The sequence below is a fragment of the Pedobacter nutrimenti genome (assembly GCF_032678445.1).
In the GTDB taxonomy this organism is placed as follows: Bacteria; Bacteroidota; Bacteroidia; order Sphingobacteriales; family Sphingobacteriaceae; genus Pedobacter; species Pedobacter nutrimenti_A.
In genome coordinates this window covers 181,368-196,028 of record NZ_JAVTSQ010000001.1, presented here as the reverse complement: position 1 = coordinate 196,028, position 14,661 = coordinate 181,368, and the positions used below count along the sequence as shown (strand labels likewise).

The 14,661-nt window shown below is 41.9% G+C and carries 15 protein-coding genes; 5 read left to right on the top strand and 10 right to left on the bottom strand.

Going from position 1 to position 14,661, the window contains the following annotated elements:
* Positions 1–3: 3 nt before the first annotated feature.
* The 7 genes from R2S08_RS00865 to R2S08_RS00835 are packed head-to-tail and all read right to left on the bottom strand — an operon-like array spanning position 4 to position 7,455.
* A complete protein-coding gene (locus R2S08_RS00865; RefSeq protein ID WP_316833427.1) occupies positions 4–1,821 on the bottom strand; it encodes a BatD family protein in 1,818 nt (605 codons plus the stop codon).
* A 5-nt stretch (positions 1,822–1,826) separates the two neighbouring features.
* The gene (locus R2S08_RS00860; protein ID WP_316833426.1) at positions 1,827–2,597 is read right to left on the bottom strand and encodes a tetratricopeptide repeat protein; all 771 of its coding nucleotides are present in this window, start codon (positions 2,595–2,597) and stop codon (positions 1,827–1,829) included.
* Positions 2,594–3,634 carry a VWA domain-containing protein gene (locus R2S08_RS00855; protein ID WP_316833425.1) on the bottom strand — a complete coding sequence of 347 codons (1,041 nt, stop codon included), beginning with the start codon at positions 3,632–3,634 and terminating at the stop codon, positions 2,594–2,596. The genes R2S08_RS00860 and R2S08_RS00855 overlap by 4 nt, the downstream gene beginning before the upstream one ends.
* 4 nt (positions 3,635–3,638) lie before the next feature.
* Positions 3,639–4,646, bottom strand: a complete 1,008-nt coding sequence (locus R2S08_RS00850; RefSeq protein WP_316833424.1) for a VWA domain-containing protein — start codon at positions 4,644–4,646, stop codon at positions 3,639–3,641.
* Positions 4,636–5,610 (bottom strand): hypothetical protein, encoded by a 975-nt coding sequence (locus R2S08_RS00845; RefSeq protein WP_316833423.1) that lies wholly within the window; start codon positions 5,608–5,610, stop codon positions 4,636–4,638. Before R2S08_RS00845 ends, R2S08_RS00850 begins: the two co-directional genes overlap by 11 nt.
* 3 nt (positions 5,611–5,613) lie before the next feature.
* On the bottom strand, positions 5,614–6,489 hold the full coding sequence (locus R2S08_RS00840) for a DUF58 domain-containing protein (protein WP_316833422.1): 876 nt from the start codon (positions 6,487–6,489) through the stop codon (positions 5,614–5,616).
* A gap of 3 nt (positions 6,490–6,492) precedes the next feature.
* Entirely contained in the window at positions 6,493–7,455 is a 963-nt protein-coding gene (locus R2S08_RS00835) for an AAA family ATPase (protein ID WP_410479508.1), read from the bottom strand.
* 568 nt (positions 7,456–8,023) lie between these two features.
* Between R2S08_RS00835 and R2S08_RS00830 the strand changes: the two genes are divergently transcribed.
* Positions 8,024–9,355: a HAMP domain-containing sensor histidine kinase gene (locus tag R2S08_RS00830; RefSeq protein ID WP_316833420.1), complete on the top strand. Its 1,332-nt coding sequence runs from the start codon at positions 8,024–8,026 to the stop codon at positions 9,353–9,355.
* Here the strand turns inward: R2S08_RS00830 and R2S08_RS00825 are convergent.
* Both R2S08_RS00825 and R2S08_RS00820 read right to left on the bottom strand, forming a co-directional pair.
* Positions 9,352–10,011 (bottom strand): MCP four helix bundle domain-containing protein, encoded by a 660-nt coding sequence (locus R2S08_RS00825; protein WP_316833419.1) that lies wholly within the window; start codon positions 10,009–10,011, stop codon positions 9,352–9,354. The genes R2S08_RS00830 and R2S08_RS00825 overlap by 4 nt on opposite strands.
* 53 nt (positions 10,012–10,064) lie before the next feature.
* Positions 10,065–11,513, bottom strand: coding sequence for an ATP-dependent RecD-like DNA helicase (locus R2S08_RS00820; protein WP_316833418.1), 1,449 nt, complete (start codon positions 11,511–11,513; stop codon positions 10,065–10,067).
* A gap of 52 nt (positions 11,514–11,565) precedes the next feature.
* Here R2S08_RS00820 and R2S08_RS00815 point away from each other — a divergent pair, with 52 nt between their 5' ends.
* Genes R2S08_RS00815 through coaD form a run of 3 tightly spaced genes read left to right on the top strand, consistent with a single transcriptional unit; the run spans position 11,566 to position 13,387 of the window.
* Complete coding sequence (locus tag R2S08_RS00815; protein WP_316833417.1) at positions 11,566–12,393, top strand: DUF3822 family protein; 828 nt, start codon at positions 11,566–11,568, stop codon at positions 12,391–12,393.
* On the top strand, positions 12,384–12,929 hold the full coding sequence (locus R2S08_RS00810) for an RsmD family RNA methyltransferase (protein WP_133777670.1): 546 nt from the start codon (positions 12,384–12,386) through the stop codon (positions 12,927–12,929). The genes R2S08_RS00815 and R2S08_RS00810 overlap by 10 nt, the downstream gene beginning before the upstream one ends.
* On the top strand, positions 12,926–13,387 hold the full coding sequence (gene coaD / locus R2S08_RS00805) for a pantetheine-phosphate adenylyltransferase (RefSeq protein ID WP_316833416.1): 462 nt from the start codon (positions 12,926–12,928) through the stop codon (positions 13,385–13,387). The genes R2S08_RS00810 and coaD overlap by 4 nt, the downstream gene beginning before the upstream one ends.
* Here the strand turns inward: coaD and R2S08_RS00800 are convergent, their stop codons facing one another.
* The gene (locus tag R2S08_RS00800; RefSeq protein WP_316833415.1) at positions 13,388–13,999 is read right to left on the bottom strand and encodes an NUDIX hydrolase; all 612 of its coding nucleotides are present in this window, start codon (positions 13,997–13,999) and stop codon (positions 13,388–13,390) included.
* Between R2S08_RS00800 and pyrE the strand changes: the two genes are divergently transcribed.
* A complete protein-coding gene (pyrE, locus tag R2S08_RS00795; RefSeq protein WP_133777673.1) occupies positions 13,998–14,657 on the top strand; it encodes an orotate phosphoribosyltransferase in 660 nt (219 codons plus the stop codon). The genes R2S08_RS00800 and pyrE overlap by 2 nt on opposite strands.
* Positions 14,658–14,661: the final 4 nt, after the last annotated feature.

Sequence of the window (14,661 nt, the reverse complement as noted above, 5' to 3'; positions counted from 1 at the left end):
TCCTTAAGCATGCGTTTCAATATCGTTGATTATATTTTTGGCTTTATCAAATACCTCTTGTTCAGAAATTCCTGTAACCGGTGCATACCTTGCCATTTCACAAAGGTTAAGCGTATCGGTTAAACGGCTGATCAATACGGCGTCTACCTGACGCAGCTGTAATTGTTCTGCAATGTTTTGCTGGTTCAGATCTGCTGCGGAGATGTTCAGCTTATCACTCAGATAACCATATAAGCCTTTGTAAACCGCTTCGTAGAAAGCTTTTTTATCTCCGGCCTGCAGTTGCTTACTTGCGATAGCTAAATGCTTCGCAGCAATTTTATTGGCATTTTTCCATTTCAGTTTCACCTGGTCTTTGTTGTTTTCGGCCTGCTGTTTTCTAAATAGTCTGGCTGCGATAAAAGCCAGAGGCCCAACAAGGATCAACAACCAGTAGCCTAAAGAATCATAGAAAACCTCCCCTTCCTTATACAAGTCGGGCGCGCCCGTTTTTATGCTTGCAATGTCTTTCTTTAGTAAATTGGCTTCCCGCTCATTTGCACCGGAAAAAGCGGTCACATTGCTTCCCGGATCTCCCTTAGCCACCTTAATCGTATATGGCTCTGAAGAAAGAGACATATACCGCTGGGTAGCTGGGTTGAAATAAGAAAACTTCAATGGAGCAATGGTATAATTTCCCTCTTTCCTTGGAATCAGCAAGAATTTATATTCCCTGCTTCCGGTAACCCCTTTCTCACTTTCCACAATATTATCCGTCACCTTTGGATCGTATTTCTCCATGCCTTCAGGGAAATCCATTTTAGGGGCATTGAGAAGTTTTAAGTTACCTGCCCCCGTAACTTTAACTGTATAATTTAAAGCTTCATTTGCTTTTAGCGAAGATTTATCTACAGCAGTCTGGATGGCAAAAGTTCCAACTGCACCTTGAAAATCTACAGGCTTACCGTTTTCCGGCAATGGTTTTACATGTATCGTTACCGGGGCACTGCTGGCTTTGTACTTCTCGTCCTGATAGGAACCTCCACCAAACATCTGATCAAAGATGTCATTTGATGCTACAGCACGCCGCACCAGAAAAGTCATGCCCAACGGATCCAGAACCAGGTTTCCGGAACGTTCCGGAAACAGGATGATCTGCTTTAGAACAGCCACATGATAACTCACCCCTTTATAATTCTCTATGGTCCAGTCTACACGCTGGCTGTTGTTTTTAATTTCCTGGCTCCAGAAGCCGTTAAAATCCGGCAATTTGTCCAGTGCATTGTCTACCAGATTGACACTCGTATACAATTTATAACTCACCGTAATTTGTTCACCCTGGTATACATTGGTTTTACTGGCTACGGCTTTAATGAACAGACTTTTGGAAAGATCTGCAGAAGGTGCCGAAGAAACTGCTGGTGCATTGCCGCCAGCAGACGGAGACTGGGCATTTTGCTGAACCGGACGGCCCTTAACCACCTTTATTTTTACTGCATTGGAATGATAGGTTTTACCGCCAACCACAATGGTAGCAGGTCCTATGGTATATTCTCCTTCTTTAACCCCCACCAGGTCATAACTCAGCGACATACTCATAGAGGTATTTCCGTTGATAGAGGTCATGCTGGAGCTCTGGTTGGGACCCGAAACCACCTGAAAACCATTAAATGCAGGCGCCCCAAAACGCTCGATGTTTGCGTTAACAGAAAACGTGATTTCAAAAGGTTCACCTGTACCTACCTCCGTCTTGCTTACAGAGGCTGTAAACTTAATATCGGCTGCAAACAGGGTTCCTGTCCACAGCACCAATACCAATAATATGTAATGTCTAACTTTCATTTGTTTTACCAGTCTTTCGTAATACGGCCCTTTGCCCCGGTTGCTTTTTTGTTTTTCAATTTGTCCTGCGTGTTCTTCTCTTCATTGTTTAAAGCTTCCAGCATACGTTTTGCATCCTCTTTAGATAACTTATCAGGCTGTGGTTTTTGCCCGTTTTGCTGATCTTTCTGATCCTGATTTTTCTTGTCCTGATCTTTTTTATCCTGGTCTTTTTTATCCTTATCCTTCTGGTCCTTGTTGTCTTTATTTTTATCGTCCTTGTCCTTCTGGTCTTTGTTTTTATCTTTCTGGTCCTTATTCTTCTGATCCTTATTGTCTTTATTCTTATTGTTCTTGTTTTGTTGCTGCTGCTGTTTCAGCTTTTCCATAGCATAAGCCAGGTTATACCGCGTCTGGTCATCTTTGGGATTGTTCATCAAAGATTTCTTATAAGCCTCTATACTTTCCTCGTACTTTTTATTTTCCATCAGCGTATTGCCCAGATTATGATAGGCCTGCGCTTTAACCCCGGCATCTTTTGAGGAAGAAACCAGTGCATTGAACTGCTCTGCCGCCTTATCAAACTTTTTCTGCTTATAAAAAGCATCACCAAGATTAAAATTACCCGCTACAGATTGTTTGGATTTCTCCAAAGACTTCTGGTAACTCGCTTCTGCTTCTGCATACTTCTGCTCGTTGTACAATTGGTTTCCTTTATGGATCTCTCTCTTTTCCTGCTGTGCAAACAGCATTGTCCCCTGAATCACCAGGAGCAGCATCATTATAAATTGCTTCATGGCTTTCTTACTTCAAACAAATTCACCTCACTTAACTTTAAATTTTTCCTGCTGGAAATAAAGAACTCTATGATCAGTAAAACAAAACACAAGGCCAAAAAGAACTGAAAGCGATCTTCATAATTCTTGAAAGCTTTACTCTCGTACGTGTTTTTCTGCATTTTATCGACCTGTGACATCACTAAAGGCAAACCGCTATTGGCGTTAGAGGCCCTCACATAGACACCATTACCTGCCGCAGCGATTTCTTTACCCATATCTTCATTCAGTTTACTCACCACAGTTTTGCCCGCTTCATCCAAATGAAAGCCTACGGGGCTGCCATTTTTATAAATCGGCACTGGTGCTCCTTCCGTAGAGCCCAAACCAACAACATGGATGGTTACGCCTTTTTTCCGGGCCCTTTCGGCAGCCTGTACAGCGTCGTCCTCATGGTTTTCCCCGTCGGTCATCAGGATCATGGCTTTACTTGTACCACTCACCAGATCAAAGGTTTTTAAACCCATATCGATGGCCGCACCAATCGCCGTACCCTGGGTAGGAACAATATTCGTATTGATATTGTCCAGGAACAGTTTAGCTGCCGAATGGTCTGTGGTAATGGGCAACTGCACATAGGCCTCCCCGGCAAAGATCACAATCCCTATCCGGTCGTTGTGCAGGTTGTCAATCATCTGAGAAATCGCTCTTTTTGCATTCTCCAACCTGTTTGGCGCCAAATCTCCCGCCAGCATACTGTTGGACACATCCAGCAATACAATCAGATCTGAACCGCTCTTTTTCGCTTCTTCCATTTTGGTCCCGATCTGAGGATCTGAAAGTCCAATCACCAAAGCTGCAAAAGCAATCAGGAAGAATACAAATTTGATCCCCGGTCTGGAGAAAGATACTTCCGGTATGATCTTTCCAACAGTTTCTCTGTCTCCCAAAGATTTCAAGGCTTTTCTTTTCCACCTGCGCACCACCAGATACAGGATAATGAACAGTGGTATAAGCACCAGGCCCCATAAAAATTCTATCTGTGCAAAACGTAACATATCCTTAGTTTAAGGCGCTTTTAAACACCGTATTCTTTAATAAAAATTCAAGCAGCAACAGGATTCCGGCCAGCAGCGCAAAAGGCAGAAAACGCTCTGTCTTTTTGTGGTACTGGGTCACATCAATTTTAGCCTTTTCCAGCTTGTCGATCTGTTCGTAGATCTGTTTTAATTTCTGATTATTGGTGGCCCGGAAATACTGGCCTCCAGTAATATTTGCAATTTTACTCAGCATCGCCTCATCTATGGTTACCGGCACCTGCTGATACTGTACGCCAAATGGCGTTTTTACCGGGTAAGGCGCATAACCTTTGGTACCCACCCCTACGGTATACACCCTTACCTTCATTTGCCGGGCAATTTCTGCAGCAGTAAGTGGTGGAATAGAGCCTGTGGTATTGGTTCCATCGGTGAGCAGGATCACTACTTTACTTTTTGCCTCACTGTCTTTCAAACGGTTTACCGCGGTGGCCAATCCCATTCCAATGGCTGTACCATCTTCAATCATACCATTACTGATGCCTTTAAACAGGTTAATGAGTACATCGTGGTCAATGGTTAAAGGGCATTGGGTAAAACTCTCACCGCTAAATACCACCAGGCCAATCCTGTCATTCGGTCGGTCTTTAATAAAATCAATGGCGATATTTTTTCCGGCCTCCAGGCGGTTGGGCTTCAAATCCTCAGAAAGCATACTTCCCGAAATATCAGTTGCAATCACTATATCTATTCCCTCTGTTGTAGAGTCTTGCCAGCTGAAAGCAGATTGTGGTCTGGCCAAGGCAACAATCAGGGCACCAAGCGCCAGTACCCTCAGCACAATACTATAATGCCTCAAAATACGCCAGGAACGACGTTTGGCTCTTAGAAATCCATTTATGGCCGAAACGCGCAATGTGCCCTGCAGCTTTTGGTTTCTCCAAATGTACCAGGCAATCATAAAAGGCAAGACCAGTAATAACCAGAAAAAACCTGGCTGGGCAAATTCTATTCCCTTAAAACTATTCATCATGACTTCTATGCGCTTTATTTTCAGGTTTGGCTTGACTTTCTTTTGTTTGCTTTACAAAGCCGATGGCATGCTCCATACTGAGTTCATTTTCTGTATTCAGCGGCTTTTCTTTAGCAAATTTCACCAGATCGGCCAGGTTCAACATTTGCCTCAAATTGGCTCGTTGCTGCTGGGGCATCTCTTTGTGCCGAAGTTCTGTAAAAATCTCTTCGGAAGTATGTTCCAGTGCTTTGATCTGATACCGGCTTTCCAGGTACTCTCTGATCACATCACTCAGTTCGCTATAGTAACGTTTGATATGACCCTGTTCCCAGAGTTTTTGATCTCTGATGGATTGTAGTTTATTCAGGGCCAGCTGATCTGGCGGTATAATTGGAACAACAACCGGTGGAGGCCCTTTCTTAGGTCTTTTCCTCAGATAATAGACCACACCGGCCAGTACAACAATCAGCAGTACCGAACCTGCAACCCATAACCAGTGGTCTTTAAGCCAGTCTATCCAGGAATAGGAAACGGCCAGTGGTTGCTTAATGTCATAGATGGCTTTTGTGGTATCTACTTTTACGGCTGTTACTTCAAGGGGAATGGAAATTGTAGCAAAATGCTGCGTTCCGGACTGAAAACTAAAAGCAGGGATTACCTGTATTCCTGCATCAAAGGAGGTAATAATATACCGCTGGGTAATGGTTTGTATACCTGGATTTTTAGGATCTGAAACTGTATCGGTTTTACCTGCCTTTACAATCTGGATCTTGGAAGAAATAGTGTCGGACAGAGCCGGAAAACTGATCTTCTCTTTAACAGGTAATGCTGCGCTTAGAGAAAGTGTGGTCTGGTCTCCCATAGAAATGGAAGATCTGTCTAGTTTTGCATTGACCTGGATATTTTGTGCCTGGCTGGTGTAACCCAGGAATACAAAGAACAGCAATACGCTGCAACTCAAATTAAAATACGGCTTCATCATCTTTTATCTTCTGGCCTCCCGTTTTTTAAATAGGGTCATTAAAGGTTGTATATAAGATTGGTGGGTACCAATGGAGGTATAATCTACGCCCGATCTTCTGAACAGGTCCTGCAATCTGCCATTCCTTTCCAGGGCAGCAGCTTTGTAAGCCTGACGAACTTTTTTATCACCGGTATTGATCCATTCTATCTGTCCGCTTTCTTCATCTGCAACCGGGATCAGGCCCAGGTCAGGGAATTCTTCCTCATGGATGTCATAGAGTTTCAAAGCCACAAGATCGTGTTTACGATTGGCAATCTTGAGCTCATTTTCAAATTTCTCACTCATAAAATCGGAGATCAGGAAAGCAGTTGATCTTTTTTTAATGGCGCTGGTAAAATACCTTAAGGCCTCGGCTATATTGGTGCCTTTATGTGCAGGCTTAAAATCGATCAGTTCACGGATGATCATCAGGATATGGCTCCGGCCTTTTTTGGGTGGAATGAATTTCTCTACCTGGTCGCTAAAAAAAAGCACACCAACTTTATCGTTGTTCTGAATGGCCGAAAAAGCCAGAACAGCACACAATTCAGTGGCCAGTTCCTGTTTCTGCTGGATTTGGGTTCCAAAATTCTTGGAACCACTAACATCCACCAGGAGCATTACGGTCATTTCACGCTCTTCATCAAACACCTTCACATAGGGATGGTTGAACCGTGCGGTCACATTCCAGTCTATGGTCCGGATCTCATCGCCTACCTGGTATTCTCTGACTTCGCTAAAAGCCATACCACGACCTTTGAAAGCCGTTTGGTACTCTCCTGAAAAGATCTGATTGCTTAACCCGCGGGTTTTGATCTCTATTTTTCTTACTTTCTTTAAGAGCTCTTTGGTATCCATAAATTATGGTACTTCTACGGCATTTAATATACCGGTAATGATATCTTCTGTAGTTACATTTTCTGCTTCGGCCTCATAGGTCAAACCAATACGGTGCCTCAATACGTCGTGGCAAACTGCCCGTACATCTTCAGGGATCACATAGCCTCTGCGCTTAATAAAAGCATAAGCCTTTGAAGCCAGGGCGATATTGATACTGGCTCTTGGAGAAGCACCAAAACTGATCAGGTTTTTATAATCTGCCAGTTTGTATTCATCAGGATAACGGGTTGCAAAAACAATATCAATAATATATTGTTCAATTTTCTCATCCATATATACCTGCCTTACCACTTTCCGGGCTTTCAGGATATCGTCAGGATGTAATACAGTGTTCGGTTTCGCCATTCCCTGAGCCGAAATATTGGCCCTCATGATTTTCTTTTCCTCTTCCTTTTTCGGATAGCCCAGCACTACCTTAAGCATAAAACGGTCTACCTGCGCTTCAGGAAGCGGATAAGTTCCTTCTTGTTCTATCGGGTTCTGGGTAGCCAGTACTAAAAAAGGTTTGGGGAGCTCAAAAGTTGTATCACCAATAGTGACCTGCCTTTCCTGCATAGCTTCCAGCAAGGCACTTTGCACTTTGGCCGGTGCACGGTTGATCTCATCCGCCAGGATAAAATTAGAAAACAGTGGTCCTTTTCTGACCACAAACTCTTCTTTTTTCTGGTTATAGATCATGGTTCCCAGTAAATCGGCAGGAAGCAGATCGGGAGTAAACTGGATGCGGCTAAAACCCGCATCAATGGTTTTGGACAGCGTATTGATGGCTAAGGTTTTCGCCAAACCAGGAACACCTTCCAGAAGGATATGCCCATCAGCCAGCAAACCGATCAGCAAACGTTCTACCATATAACGCTGACCAACGATCACCTTATCCATTTCCATAAAAAGGAGGTCTATAAACGCACTCTCCTGTTGTATCATTTCATTCAACGCCCGGATATCAGTTCCATATGATGAACTTTCGGTTGTGATATTTATTTCTTCCATTTGGACTTAATTTTTTTCGATGCGAAAATTATATAAACCTCCATTTTTTCGCAAGATAAAAGCTCCTTCTGAATGTTAAAATATGTTAAATTATTACAAAACGAGTGTTCAATAGTGATAATGGTCATTTTTTAGCACCATGTTAACCCTTAGGTTTGTCACATTATTCTTATTCGATGGATGTCGATACTCACAATAAAAGGGGACGTTCCGGGAAGTTCGGCCCCTTTTTCAGGGAAAAAACTCAGTAGTATTTTTTAAGTTTATTCATTTTTACCTACCTTCACCAAAAAATTTACGACCATGAATATTATCTGCAGTACTATAATGAGCGATTGCCAAGTTTATATGTCTTTAGTTCCTTATTGCTTAGTTGTTGCCATTACCGCAATTTATCTGACCGCTGTAAGAAACCGCGTAAGATAATTCCTTATTTCTTTTTTTGCATATCAGGCTCTTTCACAGGGCCGTGATATACCTTCGCGTATTCTAAACCCTTGCTTTGTTTAATTTATTTAGATATAAAACACCCAAAAAATACGCTGATGAGTTCAGGGTGTCTTATAATTCCATTAATATAAAGCAAGTCAGGACCCTGAGTTGGCTCATCCTCATTATTGCCTCAATAGTTAGGTTAGCCAATATTCTTTTTTATGAAAATCTGAATGTCATACCCAGGTACCAGGAGTACAATCTGGTTAATTATATTCAGATCATTGGCTCAGCTATTTTTATAATGGCCAGTACCCGAGCACTCAAAATCCGACGAAAAAAGAAGCTTTTCAAAAGAGCAATCACCTTACTTTTCGTTTTCTTCATCATTTCCATCACCTTCTCTACCAGTTACATCGTTTCTCTACACAACACCAAAAACACCTTAATGATGCTGCTGGTCGGAATCGTAGCGGTAAGCATCTTTTTTCTGCTGGAGCTCTGGGAAGTTATTGGCTTTTCGGTCTATATCATTGCTCTTTTTATCATAAGCATTAGTATTTCCTCCTTAAATATCCAGGAAAAGATATTTAACATCATTGTTTCCATAGTACTCGCTTTTGTGCTCTTCGGTTTTTCCCGCTACAGTTATTACTTCAAGTCCCAGCACTTCTTCCAGGTTAAACAGCTGGAAGAAAAGAACCGGGAGGTAGAACAACTTAACCGCCAGAAGGGTGAAATACTTGCTTTTGTAGCACATGACCTGCGCAATCCTTTAAACAACATTGAGGCACTGAGCACGATGATGCTGATGGAAGAAGAAGTTCAGAAAAGTGTGCAGGAAGAAGTTGAAATGGTACTTGATTCTGCCAAGCAGGCAAAAACCATTATTAACGATTTACTGGAGGTTATCCAGGAAAGCAATACCAACACCTTACTGCCGAGGGAAGAAATCAATCTTTCTTCTTTCCTGGACCAGATTGTAAAAACCTGGCAAATGAACCTCAGCAGTGAGCGAAAAATCAATTTTAAGACTGAAAAAGACCCGGTTTATGCCATGATCAATCCTTCAAAATTTTTGAGGGTTATCGATAACCTGATCGGAAATGCTTTAAAGTTTTCCCCTTACCATGCACCGGTACATGTTTCACTGGAAGCAGAAGACACACAAGCACTGATCACCGTGACAGATTTTGGTATTGGGATCCCGCCCGAACTGCTGGATAAATTATTTGACCAGTTTTCCAAAGCAGGACGATCAGGTCTGCGGGGCGAAAAGTCGATTGGTTTAGGGCTCCACATTTGCAAGCAAATCATTGAACAGCACCATGGCGACATCCTGGTCAACAGCACAGAAAATAAAGGCAGCAATTTTGTAGTCCGTATTCCTCTTCTGGCTTAATTCAATTTAAATTTGTCATTGCTAATGTTTGCTACTTTGGAAGTGAGTACAAGGTTTACAATCATAATACCAATAAAAATAGCCAGACATACTTGTGCAGTAGAATACAATTTACTTCCCGAAACGATAGATTCCGATTCCCGGATCAATTCCTCCCCCGCATCTGTTTGTATCCTGCTGAGCTCTGATAGTTTTCCTGAAATATTGTTAAAGGCCGCCTTTCCCAATGATTCAAATAGATGGCGTCCTTCTGTCAGGGTGTGCTTTTCTGCCATCGTGATGATATTGTCCTCCATCTTTATTCCATCACGGAGCTTAGTTTTAAGGTCGGCAAGCTGGCTTTTTTCCTTTTTGATCAGAAAAGTACCTTCATATTTATGCACCAGCGAATCGATATTTTTATTATGGACTTCAAGTTTCTCTCTCAATCCGCTGAAGCTGACCTCTATTGTCCGGTCCGGGTTTAAAGTCTCCTCCAGTAAATATCTTTTTGCATAGACATTCTCTGCCAGGAAAAACAGATCTGTTGCCGGAATCAGACGGTCGTGATACATGGACACAAAAGCATTACTCATATTTTTGATGCTCTTGTCTTCGAACATCCGTATTAACATGGTTGAGCACATAATGAAGAACAAAAATGATGCAATCTTCATTTTTTGTTTAAAGGAAAAACCAAATATCATAAGCACATCTTTAAAGCCGGTTTTTAGTCTTCCGCCGGAGTTGTAAATAAGTTCTGGGCAAAATTTACTAAAAATAATTCTCTTTTCGCCCTGGTTACCGCAGTATACAGCCAGCGCAGAAAATCCATATCCACCATATCGTCGGTCAGGTAGCCCTGATCTACAAATACAGCATCCCATTGTCCGCCCTGGGCCTTGTGACAGGTCACTGCATAAGCAAATTTAATCTGCAGGGCATTATAGTATGGATCTTCTTTAATCGCTGCAAACCTTTCTTTCTTTGTTTTGATGTGTTCATAATCTAAACTCACCCCCTCATACAGCCTTTTACTGTCTTCATAAGAAAGATTTGGTGTTTCCCCGGTCAAGGTATCCAGGAGTACTTTACAGGTAATAGCCCCTAATTCCGGATAATCCAGAAATTCCATCTGTACCTCACTGAAACGAAGCCCATAGCGTTCTTCTTCGTTTCTGACCCGGGTAATCCTGGCCATATCGCCATTGGCAATGAAAGATGCTGATTCATTTTCACCAAGCCAGAAATAATTGTTGCGAACCACCATAATCTGATCTCCACCGGTTAGCTCTTCTTCACGGTACAACAGCCTCGCCCTGATCTGCTGGTTATACACATTAGCCGATTTATTGGACCTGCACACCACCAGACAGTTTTCTATATCGAACTTACTGTAGGCGTACTCTAATCCTTCGACCAGTTTTACCCCGGTCATCCTAAAAATATCTTTATAAGATTTGGTAATAAATTTGGGAAGTTCTATTTCAGGAAATTCACCAAGTTCTTCCTTTGTCGTATAATCATTAATCAGCTTCCTGAGCATAGTAGCATTGGCCAATATGCCTGATTTTTTTTCCTGTCTGACCACTTCTTTAAGTTCTACGTGAACCACATCGAGCAAGAAGCTTTCGGCCAGATGAACAGGGTTCAGTGCCGGACTATCCAGGCTGCCTACCGGCGGAAGCTGGGCAGTATCCCCTACAAATACAACCGCACAATTTTTTTGGTTATAGACAAACTCCATCAGGTCTTTTAAAAAGGAAGAAGCATTTTGACTGTTCCATTCATCGGCGATCATGGAGGCTTCATCTACGATGAACAACGTATTTTCAGCCAGGTTCGGCGCCGGCTGAAAAGCCATTTCCAGGGCCACGGCAGAGCGTTTACGGTAAATTTTCTTATGAATGGTCAGCGCCTTTTTTCCAGTATAATTGCTCATTACTTTTGCCGCCCTTCCTGTTGGGGCGAGTAATACAGACCTCAGTTTAAATTGAGGAAGCGCTTTAACCAAAGCAGCCACAGAAGTGGTTTTACCGGTTCCGGCATAGCCCTTTAACACAAAACATTTTTCATCCAGCCGCCCTGATAAAAACCCGGCCATCCTGCTACAGAAAATCAGTTGTTCTTCTGTTGGTGGAAAGGGATAAGCCTGGGCTATAATCGTCACTTTATCCATTTTACAAATATGCAATGGTGTTGTTATAGAAAAAAGAATTAATTTTGTTAAGATGAATATTAAAAACAGCCTTCTGCTTTTGGATCCTCAATTTGATCCCAACACGGCACCGGATTGTAATTTACTGATAAAAATTACAAACGACAGCTTTTCTTATGCAATTATAAATCAGGAAAGCCAGCACCTCAAAGCCATCTTTGACCAGCAGGAATGCCCTAATATTTCGCAGACCTTACACAGTAATTTAAAGAACGACCCCTATCTGAAACATCCTTTTAAAACAGTAAAAGTTTCCGTTGCAACAGATAGTGCTATCGCCGTTCCCTCGGAACTATACCAGCAAAAAGACATTCCTTCCTACCTGAATTTTTTCAGCAAAACCCGGCCTAAACAAATCTATATACAGGAAAACAAAGATTTTAATTTCACCTCCGTATTTGGCTTTCAGCCCGAATTTGAAGACAGTCTGAACAGTACATTTGAAAACCCGGTTAAATTTGAACTTACCACTCCTGTGCTGGCCCTTGCTGCCGGTCTTAGTGATGGTTTGTTTCTGGATTTCACAGCCCGTTCCTTTACGGTCATTTATGTGGCCGACTCTAAACTGGTTTTTAGGAACAGTTATGAGATTGAAGACGCTGAAGAATTTAACTACTATTTACTCTTGATTTTAACACAGCTGGGCATACAAAGGGAGGAAATCCCGGTTTATATCAGCGGAATTATTAATGAAGGCGATAGCAGACATCAAATACTGCAAAAGTATTTTGAGATGATCTCCTTTAACGTCCCACAGAATAAAAATGTAGACTGCACCATCCTGGATGATATGCCAATTTATTATTACAGCAGTTTATTAGCCATCGACCTATGCGTATAATCGGCGGTAAGTTAAAAGGAATCCGGATGAATGCACCCGAACGTTTACCGGTAAGGCCTACAACGGATATGGCAAAAGAAGCCTTATTTAACATTTTGTACAACCTGTACGATTTTGAAGAGTGCAATGTCCTGGATTTATTTTGTGGCACCGGAAACATCAGTATTGAATTTGCATCCAGAGGTATCCCTTCTATTACGGCGGTAGACAAACATTCTGGTTGCGTATACTGGGTAAAATCTGTGATAGAAAAATACGATCTCCCCGCTATTGATGTGGTCAAAGCAGATGTGTTCAAATTCCTTGATCAACATAAAAAATCCTACCAGATTATTTTTGCTGATCCCCCATATAACTTACCAACCATCCCCCTTATTCCCCAAATGGTGATGAAGAACAATTTATTAACGGACAACGGGATCCTGATTGTTGAACATCCTTCCTTACTCAGGCTGGAGGGGCAACCGGGCTACAAGGAAACCCGTAAGTATGGCAACTCTTCCTTCAGTTTCTTTGAAAAGACAAATATTGTATGAAAACAGCTCTTTTTCCGGGGTCCTTTGATCCGATTACCATCGCCCATGTCGATATTCTGAAACGAGCATTGCCCCTTTTTGACAAAGTCATTGTGGGTATTGGCTTAAACAGCTCTAAACAAAATTACCTTTCTGCAGAAAAGCGACAGGAAATCGTAAGCGCCGTATTTACAGACTACAGCAATGTAGAAGTTCAGCTTTACGAAGGCCTTACGGTAGATTTCTGCAGAGAGATTAATGCACAGTATATGGTTAGGGGCATTCGTTCCGTAGGAGATTTTGAGTACGAAAGGGCTATTGCCCAGATCAATCAAACCATGATGCCCGAAATGGAGACCATCTTTATCCTGAGCAAACCCGAATATTCTGCTATAAGCTCCACCATAGTACGCGATATTCTGCGTAACCATGGTGATGTGCATAAATTTGTACCGGCAGCTGCAATAGCCTACCTGTAATTAAATGAGTTTTCCTGCTTTAAGGACATCAAAAATCAATAGATAGGTGTTCTTAAAGATCGGATCCAGTTCATGTTTCCCAAACCAGCCGGCTTTGGTAATTCCTTCTTCTTTTTGAGGAACGAGCTTAGGCTGGCCTTTAACGGTCATCGCGTACCAGTTGGTTTTCTTAAGTACAACTTTACTGCCCAGTTCATAGACATGATAGGTTTTACATAGCTTTTCTTTATTACTCTGAATTTTGACGCCGCACTCCTCCTCTACTTCCCTTAGTGCAGCGGCTTTCATCTTTTCATTTTTTTCAACCTTTCCTTTCGGCAAATCCCATTTTTTATTTCTGAAAATAAATAAATAATCGCCTGCAGAATTCTGTACAAGACCGCCTGCCGCTTTAATCAGCTGGCATTTGCTTTTCAGATTTTGAAAAACGGCTTTCGGGTTATCGCTCAGCAGCAGGTATTGGTTCTTTGAACCTTTGCCTAATTTTTTATAAAATGTTAAAAAATCAAAAGACTGTGTATCAATTTGTTGAATATCTTCGTTTTGTTCTGGAGCAACATCTGCAATAAACAAGGTGTTATCGTTAATATATATTCTGTATTTTTGAGCCATGTATAATAAAAGTGATATTGAATTAAAGGTAGCTGAATTTCTGTTACAAATTAAAGCAATAAAATTACAACCTGCTAATCCATTTACTTGGGCATCGGGTTGGAAATCTCCAATTTATTGCGATAATAGGATTACGCTTTCGCATCCATCAGTTAGAACATACATCAGACAAAAGCTTACACAGCTGATCCAGGAGGAGTTTGGCTCCGTTGATCTGATCGCTGGCGTGGCCACTGCAGGCATCCCTCAAGGTGTGCTGGTTGCCCAGGAACTTGGTCTGCCTTTCGCTTATGTAAGGGCAAAGGCAAAAGAACATGGTACGGGAAGTTTAATTGAAGGAGAGATTGTTGAAGGACAACGGGTAGTGGTTGTAGAAGATCTGATTTCTACTGGTAAAAGCAGTCTGCAAGCTGTTGATGCCTTGAGAAAGGCAGGCTTGTCTGTTGCCGGTCTGGTTTCCATCTTTACTTATGGCTTTGATAAAGCAGATGAAAATTTTAAAGAAGCTAAATGCAGGTATTCAAGTTTGTCTAATTATGATACTTTAATTAAATATGCTGCTGAGCATAGTTTTATTGGACAAAATGATGTGGACCTGCTGACCAAATGGCGTCGAGACCCTTCAGGATGGGGACAGGAACTTGAACAATTAACCTAATATA

Bases quoted from the DNA above. Each gene is read 5' to 3' on its own strand.
- R2S08_RS00865 (WP_316833427.1), bottom strand. From the start codon at position 1,821: ATGAAAGTTAGACATTACATATTATTGGTATTGGTGCTGTGGACAGGA.
- R2S08_RS00860 (WP_316833426.1), bottom strand. From the start codon at position 2,597: ATGAAGCAATTTATAATGATGCTGCTCCTGGTGATTCAGGGGACAATG.
- R2S08_RS00855 (WP_316833425.1), bottom strand. From the start codon at position 3,634: ATGTTACGTTTTGCACAGATAGAATTTTTATGGGGCCTGGTGCTTATA.
- R2S08_RS00850 (WP_316833424.1), bottom strand. From the start codon at position 4,646: ATGATGAATAGTTTTAAGGGAATAGAATTTGCCCAGCCAGGTTTTTTC.
- R2S08_RS00845 (WP_316833423.1), bottom strand. From the start codon at position 5,610: ATGATGAAGCCGTATTTTAATTTGAGTTGCAGCGTATTGCTGTTCTTT.
- R2S08_RS00840 (WP_316833422.1), bottom strand. From the start codon at position 6,489: ATGGATACCAAAGAGCTCTTAAAGAAAGTAAGAAAAATAGAGATCAAA.
- R2S08_RS00835 (WP_410479508.1), bottom strand. From the start codon at position 7,455: ATGATACAACAGGAGAGTGCGTTTATAGACCTCCTTTTTATGGAAATG.
- R2S08_RS00825 (WP_316833419.1), bottom strand. From the start codon at position 10,011: ATGAAGATTGCATCATTTTTGTTCTTCATTATGTGCTCAACCATGTTA.
- R2S08_RS00820 (WP_316833418.1), bottom strand. From the start codon at position 11,513: ATGGATAAAGTGACGATTATAGCCCAGGCTTATCCCTTTCCACCAACA.
- R2S08_RS00815 (WP_316833417.1), top strand. From the start codon at position 11,566: ATGAATATTAAAAACAGCCTTCTGCTTTTGGATCCTCAATTTGATCCC.
- R2S08_RS00810 (WP_133777670.1), top strand. From the start codon at position 12,384: ATGCGTATAATCGGCGGTAAGTTAAAAGGAATCCGGATGAATGCACCC.
- coaD (WP_316833416.1), top strand. From the start codon at position 12,926: ATGAAAACAGCTCTTTTTCCGGGGTCCTTTGATCCGATTACCATCGCC.
- pyrE (WP_133777673.1), top strand. From the start codon at position 13,998: ATGTATAATAAAAGTGATATTGAATTAAAGGTAGCTGAATTTCTGTTA.
- R2S08_RS00800 (WP_316833415.1), bottom strand. From the start codon at position 13,999: ATGGCTCAAAAATACAGAATATATATTAACGATAACACCTTGTTTATT.